The sequence below is a fragment of the Formosa sp. A9 genome (assembly GCF_051200825.1).
GTDB lineage: Bacteria > Bacteroidota > Bacteroidia > Flavobacteriales > Flavobacteriaceae > Formosa.
In genome coordinates, this window is the sequence record NZ_CP195158.1 from 3,595,499 (window position 1) to 3,611,829 (window position 16,331).

Here is a 16,331-nt window from a genome sequence, read left to right on the forward strand (position 1 = left end):
AATTATTAAACCTTTAAATTATGAAAAAAACAATTAAAAAAATCTCGATTTTAGGCGTAATTGCTATGCTTAATGTTTTTGCCATTAGCTGTAGCAGCGACGACGATTCTACCGGTGGTGGTGGAGAAACCGATGAAAACGTATTAGAAGGATCTATTACAGAAAACAGAACTTTAGATCCATCTATCGCATACGAACTTCCTGGTATTTTAAGTGTAGAAAGCGGAGCTACTTTAACTATTCCTGCGGGAACAAATATTACTACAGGAACTGGAACCGATGTTTACATTGCTGTACAAAAAGGTGCTAAAATAGACATTAAAGGTACTGCAGATTCACCTGTAGTTATGGGGCCTATGTCTTCTGGTAACTGGGGTGGTTTAGTAATTTTAGGAGACGCTACAACTACTGCTGGTACAGATGCAACTGCCGAAGTTGGTGGTCTTATCTACGGTGGTACTAACGATTCTGACAACTCTGGATCTATTCAATATTTAATTATCAACCAATCTGGAGCTCAAATTAACCCAGACTCTCAGTACAACGGTTTAACGCTTTATGCTGTTGGTTCTGCTACAACTATTAGCAATGTAGCTATATTAAATGGTTTAGATGATGGTATCGAATTCTTTGGTGGTACTGTTAACGCATCTAACGTATATGTTCAAGATTTAGAAGACGATGCTATCGACTGGACTGAAGGTTGGAATGGTACTTTAACTAACACTTATGTATTACACTCTGTTGCAGGTTTTTCTACTGCTATAGAAGCCGATGGTGTAAATGGTAATCCTAAAATTGTAAACTTCACTGCCGTTTCTAGTGTTGAAGGTAAAGCATTACAATTTAAAGCGGAATCTGGTGCTACTATTACAGGTCTTTCTCTTAGCGGTTACAAAACTGCTCTTGAAATGGCAGATAACGGTCCTTTAGCAAATGTTTCTATTAACGGAGAAACTGCTTCTTTAGAAGAAGCTTATACTGGCCCTGCTACTGTTGATGTAGATATGTTCGACTGGGTTGCAAATGCTGGAAGCAATGCAATTTTAACTGGTTCTCTTAAAGAAGACATGACTTTAGATGCATCTATCACTTATAGTTTACCTGGTATTTTAAGTGTAGAAAGCGGTGCTTCTTTAACTATTCCTGCAGGAACAACTATCAACACTGGTGTTGGTACAGATGTTTATATTGCAGTACAGAAAGGTGGTCAAATCTTTATTGAAGGAACAGAATCTAACCCTGTAGTTATGGCGCCTACATCAGAAACTGGTGTATGGGGAGGTTTAGTAATCTTAGGAGATGCTACAACTACTGCTGGTACAGATGCAACTGCCGAAGTTGGTGGTCTTATCTATGGTGGTACTAACGATTCTGATAACTCTGGATCTATCAACTATTTAGTTATCAAACAATCTGGAGCTCAAATTAATGCCGATTCTCAATACAATGGGTTAACGCTTTATGCTGTTGGTTCTGAAACTTCTATTAACAACGTAGCCTTATTAGGTGGATTAGATGATGGTATCGAATTCTTTGGTGGTACTGTTAACGCAACCAATGTTTATGTACAAGACTTAGAAGACGATGCTATCGACTGGACTGAAGGTTGGAATGGTACTTTAACTAACACTTATGTATCGCACACTCAAGCTGGTTTTTCTACTGCTATAGAAGCTGATGGTGTAAATGGTAATCCTAAAATTGTAAACTTTACAGCGGTTTCTACTGCAGATGGTAAAGCGTTACAATTTAAAGCTGAATCTGGTGCAACTATTACAGGTTTATCTTTATCTGGTTATACTACAATTTTAGATATGGCTAATGGTGGTCCATTAGAAAACGTATCTATTAATGGTGAAATTGCTAACGAAACTAGCCTTTACGACGGTGCTGCTACTGTAGATGTAAACTCTTTTTCTTGGGCAACTTCTTTATAAGATTTTAATCTTAAACCAAAAATGATAAAAAAAAGCATCCAATTTCTTGGATGCTTTTTTGTTTTAAAAACAATATATAGTTAATCTAGTTTTAATTATTAACTGCTAATTTAGTTTTATTGGTCCATTCGCTTACACTAGCTATGGCATTGTTAGAGTAATCTACTTCTCTTAACACATCGTTAGTCCAATAAAACCACTTCCCTACTTTTGCGCCGTTATGATATTCGGCCGATACGATTTTGTTTCCTTCGTTATCGTAACGTTTCCATTCACCTTGTAATTTACCATCTAAAGTATAAGTTCCTGTTTGACTTACAACTCCATTGTCATGGTAATACGTCGCTTCAATTAGTTGGGTATCTTTATTTAATTTTAACTCTCTTTTATCTTGCGCAAACGACACTACGGTCATTAAAAATGCAAACACATATAAAACACTAGTCTTCATCTCGTTATGGGTTTTAAACATTAATTATAATATCAAAGATAGCAATTAATTAACTTTAAAACAATGTTTACGTAACATTAAATTAACATTAGAATATAATTAACTAACTTTCAGCGCTTTAAAATAGACTGAAATAAAACCGAAGTATTAATGTTAACATAATACTAGCTTCACATTTAAATAAAGAATTTAGTAGATATTTGAAGAAATTTCATATAATCTATTAGTTTTTGTCGACTATTTTATCATGAATCAAACAACTGCCTTGCAAGAGGCAGTTGTTATTTATTCTTAATCTTTACATAACATTCACTTAACATTAGGTTTAGTTATTTGCAGCGACAAAAACTAAGACATTTATGAAACGTAAAGTATGGCTTATTATGGCCTTCACTTTTTCGTGTTCAGCTGCATTATTTTCTCAAGAAGTTAAAACTTCTAAATTTGGAAAAGGGATTATTAATATTGTCGATAAAGACAGTACTTGGTCCTTAAAGCTTGGCGCACGTATACAATTATTAGCTTCTTCATTCACAATCAACGAATTTGAAGAATTCGACGACCCTTCCTCTTCCTTTTTGGTCCGTAGAGCCCGAATTAAAATGGATGGTTTTGCCTTTAGTCCAAAACTGAAATATAAAATCGAATTAGGTTTATCTAACCGAGATATGTCTGGCGGCGGCTGGTATACCGCAGATGCGCCACGAATTATCTATGATGCCGTGGCCAAATGGAATTTCTATAATAATTTTGAACTTTGGTTCGGACAAACCAAATTACCAGGTAACCGCGAACGGGTAATCTCATCGGCCAATATGCAATTGGTAGACCGTTCCATATTAAACGCTGGATTTAATATAGATCGTGATATCGGGTTTCAGCTACATCATAAAAACACCTTTGGAAAAACATTTATAATGAAAGAAATTATAGCTATTTCGCAAGGAGAAGGCCGTAATGTGACCACCGGAAATCTTGGCGGCTTACAATATACAGGACGTTTAGAATTTTTACCCTTAGGGGAATTTGCAGATAAAGGCGATTATAGTGGTGGCGACCTAAGTAGAGAGCAAACCCCTAAACTGGCCGTAGGTGTAAGTTTCGATCATAATCACGATGCTGTAAAAACCCGCAGCAATATGGGAAGCTACATGATTACAGATACCGGATTTCATCACACAAACATAAACACCTTGTTTATAGATAGTATGTTTAAATATAAAGGCGTATCTTTTATGACAGAATTTGCTAAGCGCACTGCAGACGACCCTATTGCGCGCAATGCCGATGGTTCGGAAACAGGTATGAGCGTACTAACTGGAAATGCATTAAATTTACAAGCAGGTTACTTATTTAAATCGAACTGGGAAATTTCTGGGCGTTATGCCGCTGCTAATTTTGACCGATCTATAACTGGAAGAGGTGCAGAAAACGAATACACCGCAGGTGTATCTAAATACATTGCTAAGCACAAACTGAAAGTACAGTCGGATTTAGGATATTTAACCAATAGCGAAAGTAGTAATGTAGATATGATTTTATTTCGACTACAATTCGAATTGCACTTTTAAAACATTGGCCTCAAACACTTTAAACGCGACAACTAAAAAACAAATAATTTAGATACAATTACGAAATATTCAAATCTTAATCATCAAACAAATCATAACATTAACGTAACATATCAGTGAAAAACACTATAGATATTTGCACACAATTTTAGATTAGACTATGGAAAATATTTACTTATTAATGATTGTTGCCCTTGGCGTATTAGCCATTGCAGATTTAGTAGTTGGGGTAAGTAACGATGCTGTTAACTTCTTAAACTCCGCTATCGGATCTAAGGCAGTTTCTTTTAAAACAATCATGATAGTTGCCAGTATAGGTGTAGCTGTTGGTGCCATTTTTTCGAGTGGTATGATGGAAGTTGCCCGTAAAGGAATTTTTAACCCTGGCGAGTTTATGTTTAGCGAAATCATGATCATATTCATGGCAGTAATGATAACCGATATTTTGTTACTGGATTTTTTCAATACCATTGGTATGCCAACCTCAACAACCGTTTCGATAGTTTTCGAATTATTAGGGGCATCGGTAGCTATTGCATTAATTAAAATCGGGCATGAAAAAACCGAAGGTTTTGCAGACCTTATAAACTATATCAACACCTCTAAAGCCACACAAATTATTTTTGGTATTTTACTTTCGGTTATTGTTGCCTTTTCTGTTGGCGCATTAATACAGTGGGTTACGCGTTTATTGTTAAGTTATAATTTCGATAAAAAAGCCAAATGGGTTGGTGCTTTGTTTGGTGGTTTTGCCATTACCGCAATTACCTACTTTATTTTTATGAAAGGTATTGGCGGTACAGCATTTGCCAAGGAAAGTTACGCCAGCTTAAACGGTTTAACTATCAAAGAATTTTTAGAAACCAATGTACTGCTTATTCTTGCTGTAAGCTTAGTATTTTGGACTCTAGCTTCTTATTTATATACTACAGTCTTAAAAAGCGATATCTATAAACTTATTATCGTAATAGGTACTTTTGCTTTAGCTCTAGCCTTTGCAGGTAACGACTTAGTAAACTTTATTGGTGTGCCTATTGCGGCATGGCAATCGTACCAAATCTGGGCGGCATCTGGCATTCCAGCTAACGAATTTAGCATGGAAGTATTATCGCAATCTGTAAAAACACCAACCTTAATGTTGTTTATTGCAGGTATGGTAATGGTGGTAACCTTATGGCTATCTAGCAAAGCAAAAGCTGTAGTAAAAACATCAATAGATTTATCTAGTCAAGGTGACACTAAAGAACGTTTTCAGCCTAACTTTTTATCACGTAGTTTTGTAAGAGCAGCTGTTGGTCTTTCGGATATGGTAAGCTATTTTATCCCTGAAAAAACACAAGCCAAAATAGACCAGCGTTTTACTAAACCTTCTATTCCTTTAAATCAAGATAAAACTTACGAATTACCAGCGTTCGATATGGTGCGTGCGGCCGTAAATTTAATGGTGGCCAGTGTATTAATTTCTATAGCAACTTCTATGAAATTACCGCTATCGACCACCTACGTTACTTTTATGGTTGCCATGGGAACATCGTTAGCCGACAGAGCTTGGGGTGCAGAAAGTGCCGTATATCGTGTTGCAGGGGTTTTAAACGTTATTGGCGGCTGGTTTTTTACAGCGCTTATTGCTTTTGTTTCAGCCGCAGTAATTGCATATCTTATTAATCTACACGTGCCTTCAATGGTAGGTATTTTGTTATTAATTTCTTTATTACTTTTAGTTAGAAATTACATTTCATTAAACAAAAAGAAGAAAGAACAAAAAGCCGAAGGCCAACTTATTAAAGCTGAAAGCAGCTCGATACAAGGTGTAATTCAAGAAAGTGCACATAACATTGCCAACGCTATTAAACGTGCTAACAAAATTTATACAGGGGCTATAGATGGTCTTTCTAAACAAGACTTAGTGTCTTTAAAGAAAAACAAAAAGCAAGTCGATAAATTATCGAACGAAATAGACGAATTACGAGATAACATCTTCTATTTTATTAAAAATCTTGACGACTCCAGCTTAACAGCTAGTAACTTTTACATTAATATTTTAGGCTATTTACAAGACATGTCGCAATCTTTAGAATACGTTTCGAAAGTGAGCCACAAACACGTTAACAACAACCACAAAAAGCTTAAATTTAATCAGATTAAAGAATTAAAACAAGTTGACCAAACGGTTGAAAAACTGTTTTTAACTACACAAGAAGCTTTCGAAAAACGTTCGTTTGAAGAAATTGGAAACATTTTAGCTAACAAAAAGCAAATATTCTCGCTAATTACAGAGAAAATCCAAAAGCAAGTAGAACGCACACGCACCGAAGAGGTGAGCCCTAAAAACACAACACTATACTTTAGTTTATTACTAGAAACTAAAGATTTACTTACCGCAACTATGAACCTGTTAGAGGAATACCATAATGCGCACGACGGCTCTATAGACATCTCTAAAATAATGCAAGATGCAGAGCCTTTAGAGGAAGAATAAAAACTTAAATTGTTATAATATAAAAGGTCCGAATGTTTTAAGCATTCGGACCTTTCTCTTTTTAGTACTTTGGAGAGTATTTACTCTATTTTAAAGGTTTAACAGGATATTCTTTCATCAACTTACCAATTTTTTTAGGAATTGATTTATCACGCTTTTCAGCTTTTTCCTTCACTACGGAAGTAATAATACCTTGCCACACCAATTTTTTAGTTCCCGCATCGTACATATCTACAACAAAAGTACCTTCTTGGTAATCGTTTTCAGAATAGGAAGTTGTAGCCGAAACTGTGCCCATGCCCATACCATAGCCCCAGCCCCATCGGCCACCATAACCCATACCTCCGTTAAAATCGGTATAAGCGGTTGTGCTTGTTTTTTGGTTAACTACCACATAAAGTGTAATGGCTAAATCTGCATTATCCGATACCATATTTAGTCCTCTAGAACTTAATTCGGACTGCATAGCATCAGTGATTCGCTTTTTATCAAAATCGTTTAAAATTTTATCGCTATCCTTTTCCCATCCAGCAAAAGTATAGGTTTTAAATGCCGAAAAATCTATCGATTTATCATAATCGCTTTTAATCTGTGCAAAGCCTATTGTGGTTATTAATAGCACTAAACACAGCTGTAATTGGTTGAAATATGTTTTCATATTTTAGTATTTATGGATTAATAATGATTTGTTTAAACTGTTCTAATTTGTCCAGATTACGCCGACAGCTATTGCAAAATGCGACAAGCCTTCTAAATCGCCTGCTTTTGCAGCATAATTATAACGGAAGGCTGTGCGTATACCCCAACCGTAATTGACCTCGTACTCAAAGCCTATTTCGGGTCTTACACTAAACTGCCACGCATCGTCTTCAATGGTATAAAGTCCTAAATCCTGTTCTTGGCGATTATACATAACCCCTAATCCTAAAGATGCAAACGGCGTAAAGGTTTCCGATTCATTAAAGAAATAACTACCTGTAGCATATACTGGAATACTATTAATGTAATGGTAACGATTAGCTGTAATTGTTTCTGTACCCGAAGTCGTGGTTCTTTCCCCCATATCTTCGTAAAAGGTTTGCAAGCCAGCGCTAACCCCTAAACCCCATTCATTATTCATCATATGGGTATAATCGAACCCAACCCCTCTAAAACTGGTTTTACCTATAAAATCGGCTGTTTCTCGTGTGGGGAAAGCGATTACATAATTAAGGCTATATTTCTCTTGAGCTATAGTTGATAGTGACACCACTAAAAAACCTATAAGCATATATAATTTAAGTTTCATAAAATAAGATTTTAATTATTGAACGGAGGATGATTAAACGCTGTATTTAAACCTGTGGTAATGCGCCCCACAATATTAGACTCACTGCCTTGCAGCAATCCGTTTAAAGCACCTAACCAAACCACTGGAACCTCGTTATCGCTGTTAGTATCTTCAGGATAGGTCATTTGCACTAATACCGACCCCGAACTATATCCGCTTACATAACCTGGATAATACCCTGGGTAATACCAACCCCAACCTGGGCCGTACCATGGATAATACCAATCCCACCACCACGGATTATAATAAATAAAAGTCTGATCGAAAGTTGCCGCCACAACAACAATCTCTGGATTGCTATTGGCAGAAACTTCGGTCCAGCCCATTGCATCTAAATTAGCTTTTACGGTATTTAGAATGGCATCGGCATATACTTGGTCGATGTATTCTGGATCGCCCTCTTCACTATCATCTAAATCCATTACCTTATCTGGTATAGAGTACGTGTAGGTAGTATTAAAACTAAAATCCTGCTCGTAATTAGTGTATACGGCATCGAAATCTTCAACATATTCGCCTCCATCTGGATAACAACCATATAAGAAGAAAACTACCGCCGAAAATAACAGCCATCTGTATTTAAAAGAAGCTGCTGTTGTAAAAATGTTTTTCATAAACTTTAATTATTAACCTAATTCCACCTTAAAATATCTTTTAGCAAGAGCTGATAAGTGATTTTAGGTTGTGTTATTTTATATAAAAATAACGCAAAGAATGATAACTTACAATATCGCCTTCAATTAAAAACTTTAGAAAACTAATTTAAACAGAAGCAAACAATATCAGTTTTAGACCATTACATTAAAAAAAACACCTAAATATTAAAGCATAAAAAAGAGGCTGTCTAAAAGTTAATTTTTCGTCAATCTGAATTTATTTCAGATTCTCATAATTGTTGATTTTCAATATGATGAGATTCTGTGTAAAGCACAGAATGACGAAAAATTAACTTTTAGACAGCCTCTTTTTTTAAACAATTATCGAACAAGTATTTCTATTACGAACCACACATTAAGCAATCATCGCCTTCCGACGCTTTAGCTTGAGCTATAAGCGCTTTCATTTCTTCTGGCGACATCGGCTCGACATTTATATCTTTTTCGTTAGTTTCTTTAGCAAACTTAACTGCAGTTTGTTCTGCTTTTTCTTTTTGATAAGCTACAACAGGCTCCTCTACTTTATCTGTGGCAACGGTATTGGTAACAGGCGCTGCTTTTTTGCTATTATCTAAAGTAAATTTAATTGCATCTACCGCACTTTTGGTTCTTAAATAATACATTCCTGTTTTTAAACCGCTCTTCCAAGCATAAAAATGCATAGAAGTTAACTTAGCCATGGTAGCGCCTTCCATAAATAAATTTAAAGATTGCGACTGATCTATAAAATAACCTCGTTGGCGAGACATATCTATAATATCTTTCATGCTCAATTCCCAAACGGTTTTATACAAATCTTTAATATCTTGAGGGATATTTTCTATATTTTGAATAGAACCATTGGCGCGCATGATGTCTTGTTTTAACGCTTCGTTCCACAATCCTAAATCTACAAGATCTTCCAACAAATGCTTGTTTACCACTATAAACTCTCCCGACAACACGCGACGCGTATAAATATTCGATGTATACGGTTCAAAACACTCGTTATTCCCTAAAATCTGCGACGTTGAAGCTGTTGGCATAGGCGCCACTAATAAAGAGTTTCTCACACCATGCTCCAACACCTCATTTCGTAATTTATCCCAATCCCAAAGTCCGCTTAAATCTTTCTCTGTTAAGCCCCAAAGATTGTACTGAAATTCTCCCTTACTAATTGGGGAACCCTTGTAGGTTTTATACGGGCCATCGTTTTTAGCCTCTTCCATACTTGCTGTAACCGCTGCAAAATATAAGGTTTCGAAAATATCCTGATTAAGCTTTTTGGCTTCGTCGCTTGTAAAAGGCAAACGCAACTTGATAAACGTATCGGCCAAGCCCTGCACGCCTAAACCTATTGGTCTATGACGCATGTTAGAGTATTCCGCTTCTTTAACCGGATAATAGTTTCTGTCGATTACACGGTTTAAGTTTTTAGTAACGCGTTTAGTAATTCTGAACAATTCTTTATGATCGAAAGTGCCGTTTTTAACAAACATCGGCAAGGCGATAGACGCTAAATTACACACAGCCACTTCGTCTGGAGCTGTATATTCTAAAATTTCGGTACATAAATTAGATGAACGAATAGTGCCCAGGTTTTGCTGGTTAGATTTACGGTTAGCCGCATCTTTATACAACATATAAGGCGTTCCTGTTTCGATTTGCGATTCCAGAATTTTCTCCCAAAGTTCTCTCGCCTTGATAGTTTTTCTACCCTTACCTTCGGTTTCGTATTTAAGATATAAAGCTTCAAAGGCTTCGCTATGCACTTCGTCTAAACCAGGACATTCGTTAGGACACATTAAGGTCCACGGTCCATCTTCCTGAACACGTTTCATAAATAAATCCGAAATCCACATAGCATAAAACAAATCGCGAGCACGCATTTCCTCTTTACCATGGTTTTTCTTCAAATCCAGAAAATCCATTATATCGGCATGCCAAGTTTCTATATACATAGCAAAACTTCCCTTACGCTTTCCTCCGCCTTGGTCTACATATCTCGCGGTATCGTTAAACACCCTTAACATAGGTACAATACCATTAGATGTTCCGTTAGTACCAGAAATATAACTGCCTGTAGCACGCACATTGTGTATAGCCAAACCAATACCTCCAGCCGACTGTGATATTTTTGCGGTTTGCTTTAATGTATCGTAAATACCATCTATACTATCGTCTTTCATTGTTAACAAGAAACATGACGACATTTGTGGTTTAGGCGTTCCTGCATTAAACAAGGTTGGTGTAGCGTGTGTAAAATACTTTTTAGACATGAGCTCGTAAGTTTCTATCGCTGCGTCTAAATCGGTCAAATGAATACCTATTGCCACGCGCATTAACATATGTTGTGGACGCTCGGCTATTTTTCCGTCTAATTTTAAAAGATAGGACCGTTCTAAGGTTTTAAATCCGAAATAATCGTAACCAAAATCGCGATTATAAATAATAGTAGAATCGAGACGTTCTTTATTCTCCATAATAACCTGATACACATCGTCGGCTAGCAAAGGAGCTTCCTGCCCTGTTCTTGGATTTATATAGGTGTATAAATCGTGCATAACATCGCTAAACGACTTTTTGGTATTTTTATGTAGGTTGGAAACCGAAATTCGTGCCGCCAATCGCGCATAATCAGGATGTGCCGTAGTTAAGGTAGCCGCAATCTCGGCAGCCAAATTATCTAATTCGCTAGTTGTTACGCCGTCGTAAAGCCCTTCAATTACCCTCATGGCAACTTTTACCGGATCTACAAGCTCGTTTAAACCATAACACAGTTTTCTTACTCTAGCCGTAATTTTATCGAACATGATAGGCTCTTTTCGTCCATCTCTTTTTAATACATACATAATATTTTACACGTTTTTATTTTTGACCTGACACACCCATCAGAACAAAATGGTTAGTTAATAGGATTAATTATTGCGTTTGTTGCGATTGCTGACTAAAAGACAAGAACCGCAAGCGTATTGTTTTTAAGTTATTTTGAAATTAAAAATCGGCGTCGAAATTAAACTTATCTTCCTCCTCTTCCTTGTTTAAAACCCCTGCTTTTTGATATTCGGATACTCGTTTTTCGAAGAAATTAGTTTTACCCTGTAACGAAATCATATCCATAAAATCGAAAGGATTGGTGGTGTTATACACCTTTTCGCAATCTAATTCGCTTAATAATCTATCGGTAACAAATTCTAAATATTGCGTCATTAATTTAGCATTCATTCCTATTAAACTTACAGGCAACGATTCGGTAATGAATTCACGTTCTATATTTAAAGCATCAACCAAAATTTCTGTAATTCTGGCCTTAGGCACTTTATTTATTAAATGATGATTATGTAAGTGTACAGCAAAATCGCAATGCACGCCTTCGTCCCTAGATATCAACTCGTTAGAAAATGTTAAACCAGGCATTAAACCACGCTTTTTTAACCAGAATAACGAACAAAATGCTCCCGAAAAGAAAATGCCTTCTACCGCCGCAAAGGCGATTAAGCGCTCTGCAAAACTAGGCGACTCGATCCATTTTAAAGCCCAATCGGCTTTCTTTTTGATAGCAGAAAAATGTTCTATAGCCTTGAAGAGTATATCTTTCTCCTTCTCGTCTTTCACATAAGTATCTATTAAAAGTGAATAGGTTTCGCTATGAATATTTTCCATCATGATTTGAAAACCATAAAAGAATTTCGCCTCGCTATATTGCACTTCGCTAACAAAATTTTCGGCTAAATTTTCGTTAACAATACCATCGCTAGCAGCAAAAAAGGCTAATATGTGCTTAATAAAATAACGCTCATCGTCGTTTAATTTATCTTTCCAGTCCGAAATATCCTGATGTAAATCTATTTCTTCGGCAGTCCAAAAACTGGCTTCAGATTTTTTGTACCACTCCCAAATATCGTGATGCTGAATTGGAAAAATAACAAATCGATCTTTATTTTCTTGAAGAATTGGTTCTGTAGTTTGAGACATTATTTATGTTTTTTATTGATTATTAGACGAATGATTTTTGAAATCTTGTGCTAACAAATATTGAAAAATACACTCTAAAATGAAAGAGTTACTTATCAACATTGTCAACAAGTTTTTAACAACACTATATTCTTTAAGCAATAAAAAGTTTACAAATAAAAACACTCAACACATTAAATAACAGTATATTGTATTTTTTAAAATCACAAAAAGTTTACAAATAAAAACATCTAAACCCCCTACACATAAGACATTAACACCATTAACACAAAAGAAAATCGTTATTTGCACGAAACAAAAAAGAGAGCTCTACACAGAACTCTCTTTTTCCCCAATAATTAACTAAACTAACTAAAAATTTTCCAATAATTATGTAGTTACCTAATCTTTACAAAAGACCATTTTACAGGTTTATTTTTACGCGATTTATTACAATTTCGCGCTTAGTTATTATTCAAATATCATTAAAAGCTATAAAAAAATATATTTTTATGTATAGTTGGCCTCAAAAATTGTGTAATCGGCAACTCAATTCTAAAAAAAATATTTTCAAGCATTATCCGTTATTCTATTTATATTAATCAATTATATTTATATTTCTATTTTTTTAGATTATGATAAAAGCAGTTATTGTAGACGACGAGCCCAAAGCCATCCAAAGCCTCACATGGGAACTCAATAATTTCAACAAAGAAATTAAAGTAATACAGCACTTTACATCTCCAGAGAGCGCCATAACCTACCTTAACAATACCCCACCAGATTGCTTGTTTTTAGACATACAAATGCCAACAATGGACGGTTTTCAGTTTTTAGATCAGTTAAAAAACCGCGATTATGCAGTAGTTATCACGACAGCCTATAACGAATACGGCATAAAAGCCCTAAAACACGAGGCAATAGATTATTTATTAAAACCGATAGACTCAGACGACCTGAAAGAAACACTACAAAAAGTAAAAAAATACAACTCCAAATCCAATAATTTTAAAAACATAGAACAGGTATTAAGCGAATTTAACGAGAAATTCAACACTCATCGCATTACCATAAATACCGATGGAAAATTAATTTTTATAGACTCGGAAGACATCCTTTTTGTAGAATCGGATGGTAATTACAGTACCATCTTCTTGAAGGACGGACAAAAAATAGTAATCACAAAAAAGCTTAAAGAAGTCAACGCCATTCTACCCGAACATTTCTTTTTCAGAATCCACAACTCCTACATTGTTAACCTTAATAAAATAAAAGAATTTATTAAAAACGACAGCTATGTGGTCATGCAATCTAATCATAAAATTCCCGTAGCCAGACAACGTAAATCCGACTTTCTGGAAAAATTATAATGATAAACACATCGCCTTTAAAAACATATTCGTCAACATCACACCATTACCATACACTATTTCTATGGCTAGCATTTCTATGCACATCTTTAACTTCTATTGCTCAGAATAAAGATACCGAGAGCACGTTTGAAACACGTATAGAACAAAGCTTTTCCGACAACATAAACAAATACCGAGATTTAGAAGACCTTTTTCATAGCGACAAAAGAGACAGTGTTAAAATGAAACGTTTAATACACCTCGCCAACAAAAACAATCACAACGAAGTAAAGAGTTACGCCCTGTCTGCCCTAGGCACTATTTACAGGAATAAATCTATGTACGACAGAGCTATAACCACTTACAAAGCCGCCGAACAAGCAGCTGTTGATGCCAATAACGATGTACAGCAAGTTATCGCACTTAACATGCTTGGTGTGGTATACCGACGCATGGACTTAATTAAACCCGCACTTGATTACCACAAAAAAGCCTACGATTTAGCTAACGAAAAATTTAAATCAAATCCAGACCCTGAGTTCGAACACAGTATGGCGGTTTCTAGAAATAGTATGGGTAATATATATTTGGTACTTCAGCAATACGATTTAGCTCTGAAGCAATTCGAGCGTTCTATAGAAATTGAAAAGAAAACCAATAACAGACTTGGTTTAGCCATAAACTACCAGAATATTGGTTTTGCCCAAGAACACAAGGGCATGTTAGACAAAGCTCTTAAAAACTACCAAACCTCTTTAGAATATAACGAGCTCTTAAATTCCGACATTGGCCGAGTTATTTGTTACAATGCCATAGCCCAAGTATACATTAAAAAAGCCGACTACAACCAATCACTTTCTATTTTAAACGATGCATTAAACAAAGCTTTACAATTAGGCGATCAATATTATCTCGCTCAAACCTATATAAATTTAGGATGGACACAGGAAAAGCTAAACGACAATGCAGAAGCCGAAAAAAATTTAAAAACAGGTTTACAAATTGCCAGAGCTTACGAACTTAAAACGTTTACAGCGGAAGCACTTTTACACCTCTCTGAACTACAATCTAAACTTGGAAATTACGAAATTGCCTACACCAATTACAAAGAAAGTAAAGAAGCCGAAGAAAGTATTACCAACGACCGCAACTTAAACTATGTAAACGACTTAATTATAGAGTACGAACACGAGTCTAAAAACAACCAGATTAAAGAGCTTTCTGATGAAAACGAAATTGTGAAAAACAAACTCGAGCGAAACAAAAAATTATTCTGGTATACCGCCATTCTAATTTCGTTGTTCACCACCATGATCATCATCATAATTAGGCACAGACAAGTAAAACAAGAAAAACAAATAATCACTTTAGAACAGGACATGCTTAGAAGTCAGATGAACCCGCATTTCATCTTCAACTCCCTAAACTCCATCAAACTTTACATCATAAATAACGACAAAGAAAAAGCCGTTTATTACCTTAATAAATTCTCTAAACTTATTCGCAAAATCCTTATCGCTTCTACAGAAAAGGAGATGACCTTAGAAGAAGAATTAGACACAATGAAGCTCTACATAAACATTGAAAACATTAGATTTCAAAACGAAATAGACTTCAAAATAAAAGTTGACGAAGGCATTAACACCGCCAATATAAAAGTACCTTCGCTTATATTGCAACCTTTCTTAGAAAATGCATTATGGCACGGCCTGTCATCTAAAAAACATGATAAAAAAATAGAATTACACGTACATAAAGATACCGACAACTATATAAACATTAGTATAGAAGATAACGGAATTGGCAGGCAAGAATCTCAAAAAATAAACAGTTTAAAAGTCTTAAAACGAAAATCTGTAGGTATTGCCATTACCAAGGCTAGATTAGCAAATTTCTCTAAACGTTTCGCTAACGATTACAAATTTGATATTGAAGATTTATACAACGACAAAAACAGACCGCGAGGCACAAAGGTTACACTACACATACCTATACCTAACTATAGCAAAACCTAATTATTTATAGGTAGCAGCTACTTTTTCGAGCTCTAAATACCAATCTTCGCCAAACTTTCGTATTAACGCGGCTTTTACGAATTTATAAATTGGCACTTGCAACTCTTTACCTAAAGTACAAGCATCGTCGCAAATATGCCAGCGATCGTAATTTACCGCCGAAAACTCTGTAAAATCTTTAACACGAATAGGATAAAGGTGGCAAGACACTGGTTTTTTCCAATCTATTTCCCCTCGATTATACGCCTCTTCAATACCACAAAGCGCCGTGCCTTTAGTATCAAAAATTACGTATGCACAATCGGCGCCATCTATTAACGGGGTTTCAAACTCGCCGTCTTCGGTAACAATAGAGGTTCCTTGACTAGCTATTGCCGCGATACCTTCTGGACGCAAAAAAGGTTTCACCTTAGGATAAATTTCCTCTAAAATAGTAACCTCATCTTGTTCTAAAGGTGCTCCTGCATCGCCATCAATACAACACGCCCCTTTACAAGCGGTTAAATTACAAACGAAATCTTTCTCGATGATTTCTTCCGAAACTATGGTCTTTCCTAACTGAAACATGCTGCAAAAATAGAGAAACTTTCTATTTATTTTACAT

The 16,331-nt window shown here is 35.6% G+C and carries 12 protein-coding genes; 5 read left to right on the forward strand and 7 right to left on the reverse strand.

Features of this window, described 5'->3' with window-relative positions:
- The first annotated feature begins 20 nt into the window (after positions 1-20).
- The gene (locus ACR9EA_RS15770) at positions 21-1,940 is read left to right on the forward strand and encodes a hypothetical protein (protein ID WP_435135196.1); all 1,920 of its coding nucleotides are present in this window, start codon (positions 21-23) and stop codon (positions 1,938-1,940) included.
- A 91-nt stretch (positions 1,941-2,031) separates the two neighbouring features.
- Here the strand turns inward: ACR9EA_RS15770 and ACR9EA_RS15775 are convergent, their stop codons facing one another.
- Entirely contained in the window at positions 2,032-2,391 is a 360-nt protein-coding gene (locus ACR9EA_RS15775; RefSeq protein ID WP_435135199.1) for a toxin-antitoxin system YwqK family antitoxin, read from the reverse strand.
- A 359-nt stretch (positions 2,392-2,750) separates the two neighbouring features.
- Here ACR9EA_RS15775 and ACR9EA_RS15780 point away from each other — a divergent pair, with 359 nt between their 5' ends.
- Together ACR9EA_RS15780 and ACR9EA_RS15785 are read left to right on the forward strand one after the other, a co-directional pair.
- Positions 2,751-3,962: a porin gene (locus ACR9EA_RS15780; protein WP_435135200.1), complete on the forward strand. Its 1,212-nt coding sequence runs from the start codon at positions 2,751-2,753 to the stop codon at positions 3,960-3,962.
- Between the two features lie 160 nt (positions 3,963-4,122).
- Positions 4,123-6,441, forward strand: coding sequence for an inorganic phosphate transporter (locus tag ACR9EA_RS15785; protein ID WP_435135203.1), 2,319 nt, complete (start codon positions 4,123-4,125; stop codon positions 6,439-6,441).
- 85 nt (positions 6,442-6,526) lie between these two features.
- Here the strand turns inward: ACR9EA_RS15785 and ACR9EA_RS15790 are convergent, their stop codons facing one another.
- The 5 genes from ACR9EA_RS15790 to ACR9EA_RS15810 all read right to left on the reverse strand — a co-directional run bounded on the left by ACR9EA_RS15790 (position 6,527) and on the right by ACR9EA_RS15810 (position 12,381).
- A complete protein-coding gene (locus ACR9EA_RS15790; protein ID WP_435135206.1) occupies positions 6,527-7,099 on the reverse strand; it encodes a DUF4136 domain-containing protein in 573 nt (190 codons plus the stop codon).
- A gap of 42 nt (positions 7,100-7,141) precedes the next feature.
- On the reverse strand, positions 7,142-7,729 hold the full coding sequence (locus ACR9EA_RS15795) for an outer membrane beta-barrel protein (RefSeq protein WP_435135209.1): 588 nt from the start codon (positions 7,727-7,729) through the stop codon (positions 7,142-7,144).
- Between the two features lie 11 nt (positions 7,730-7,740).
- The gene (locus ACR9EA_RS15800) at positions 7,741-8,385 is read right to left on the reverse strand and encodes a DUF4136 domain-containing protein (protein WP_435135211.1); all 645 of its coding nucleotides are present in this window, start codon (positions 8,383-8,385) and stop codon (positions 7,741-7,743) included.
- A gap of 383 nt (positions 8,386-8,768) precedes the next feature.
- A complete protein-coding gene (locus ACR9EA_RS15805) occupies positions 8,769-11,258 on the reverse strand; it encodes a ribonucleoside-diphosphate reductase subunit alpha (RefSeq protein ID WP_435135213.1) in 2,490 nt (829 codons plus the stop codon).
- A gap of 142 nt (positions 11,259-11,400) precedes the next feature.
- Positions 11,401-12,381 (reverse strand): ribonucleotide-diphosphate reductase subunit beta, encoded by a 981-nt coding sequence (locus tag ACR9EA_RS15810; RefSeq protein ID WP_435135216.1) that lies wholly within the window; start codon positions 12,379-12,381, stop codon positions 11,401-11,403.
- A 614-nt stretch (positions 12,382-12,995) separates the two neighbouring features.
- Here ACR9EA_RS15810 and ACR9EA_RS15815 point away from each other — a divergent pair.
- Positions 12,996-13,730, forward strand: a complete 735-nt coding sequence (locus ACR9EA_RS15815) for a LytR/AlgR family response regulator transcription factor (protein WP_435135218.1) — start codon at positions 12,996-12,998, stop codon at positions 13,728-13,730.
- Positions 13,730-15,727 (forward strand): tetratricopeptide repeat protein, encoded by a 1,998-nt coding sequence (locus tag ACR9EA_RS15820; protein WP_435135221.1) that lies wholly within the window; start codon positions 13,730-13,732, stop codon positions 15,725-15,727. Before ACR9EA_RS15815 ends, ACR9EA_RS15820 begins: the two co-directional genes overlap by 1 nt.
- Here the strand turns inward: ACR9EA_RS15820 and ACR9EA_RS15825 are convergent, their stop codons facing one another.
- The gene (locus tag ACR9EA_RS15825) at positions 15,728-16,294 is read right to left on the reverse strand and encodes a DUF3109 family protein (protein WP_435135224.1); all 567 of its coding nucleotides are present in this window, start codon (positions 16,292-16,294) and stop codon (positions 15,728-15,730) included. It abuts the gene before it with no gap.
- Between the last annotated feature and the right edge of the window lie 37 nt (positions 16,295-16,331).

What these genes read in the sequence shown, in the direction of transcription:
- ACR9EA_RS15810 (WP_435135216.1), bottom strand. Translation starts at nt 12,381, where the DNA reads ATGTCTCAAACTACAGAACCAATTCTTCAAGAAAATAAAGATCGATTT.
- ACR9EA_RS15815 (WP_435135218.1), top strand. Translation starts at nt 12,996, where the DNA reads ATGATAAAAGCAGTTATTGTAGACGACGAGCCCAAAGCCATCCAAAGC.
- ACR9EA_RS15770 (WP_435135196.1), top strand. Translation starts at nt 21, where the DNA reads ATGAAAAAAACAATTAAAAAAATCTCGATTTTAGGCGTAATTGCTATG.
- ACR9EA_RS15780 (WP_435135200.1), top strand. Translation starts at nt 2,751, where the DNA reads ATGAAACGTAAAGTATGGCTTATTATGGCCTTCACTTTTTCGTGTTCA.
- ACR9EA_RS15775 (WP_435135199.1), bottom strand. Translation starts at nt 2,391, where the DNA reads ATGAAGACTAGTGTTTTATATGTGTTTGCATTTTTAATGACCGTAGTG.
- ACR9EA_RS15795 (WP_435135209.1), bottom strand. Translation starts at nt 7,729, where the DNA reads ATGAAACTTAAATTATATATGCTTATAGGTTTTTTAGTGGTGTCACTA.
- ACR9EA_RS15790 (WP_435135206.1), bottom strand. Translation starts at nt 7,099, where the DNA reads ATGAAAACATATTTCAACCAATTACAGCTGTGTTTAGTGCTATTAATA.
- ACR9EA_RS15825 (WP_435135224.1), bottom strand. Translation starts at nt 16,294, where the DNA reads ATGTTTCAGTTAGGAAAGACCATAGTTTCGGAAGAAATCATCGAGAAA.
- ACR9EA_RS15805 (WP_435135213.1), bottom strand. Translation starts at nt 11,258, where the DNA reads ATGTATGTATTAAAAAGAGATGGACGAAAAGAGCCTATCATGTTCGAT.
- ACR9EA_RS15800 (WP_435135211.1), bottom strand. Translation starts at nt 8,385, where the DNA reads ATGAAAAACATTTTTACAACAGCAGCTTCTTTTAAATACAGATGGCTG.
- ACR9EA_RS15785 (WP_435135203.1), top strand. Translation starts at nt 4,123, where the DNA reads ATGGAAAATATTTACTTATTAATGATTGTTGCCCTTGGCGTATTAGCC.
- ACR9EA_RS15820 (WP_435135221.1), top strand. Translation starts at nt 13,730, where the DNA reads ATGATAAACACATCGCCTTTAAAAACATATTCGTCAACATCACACCAT.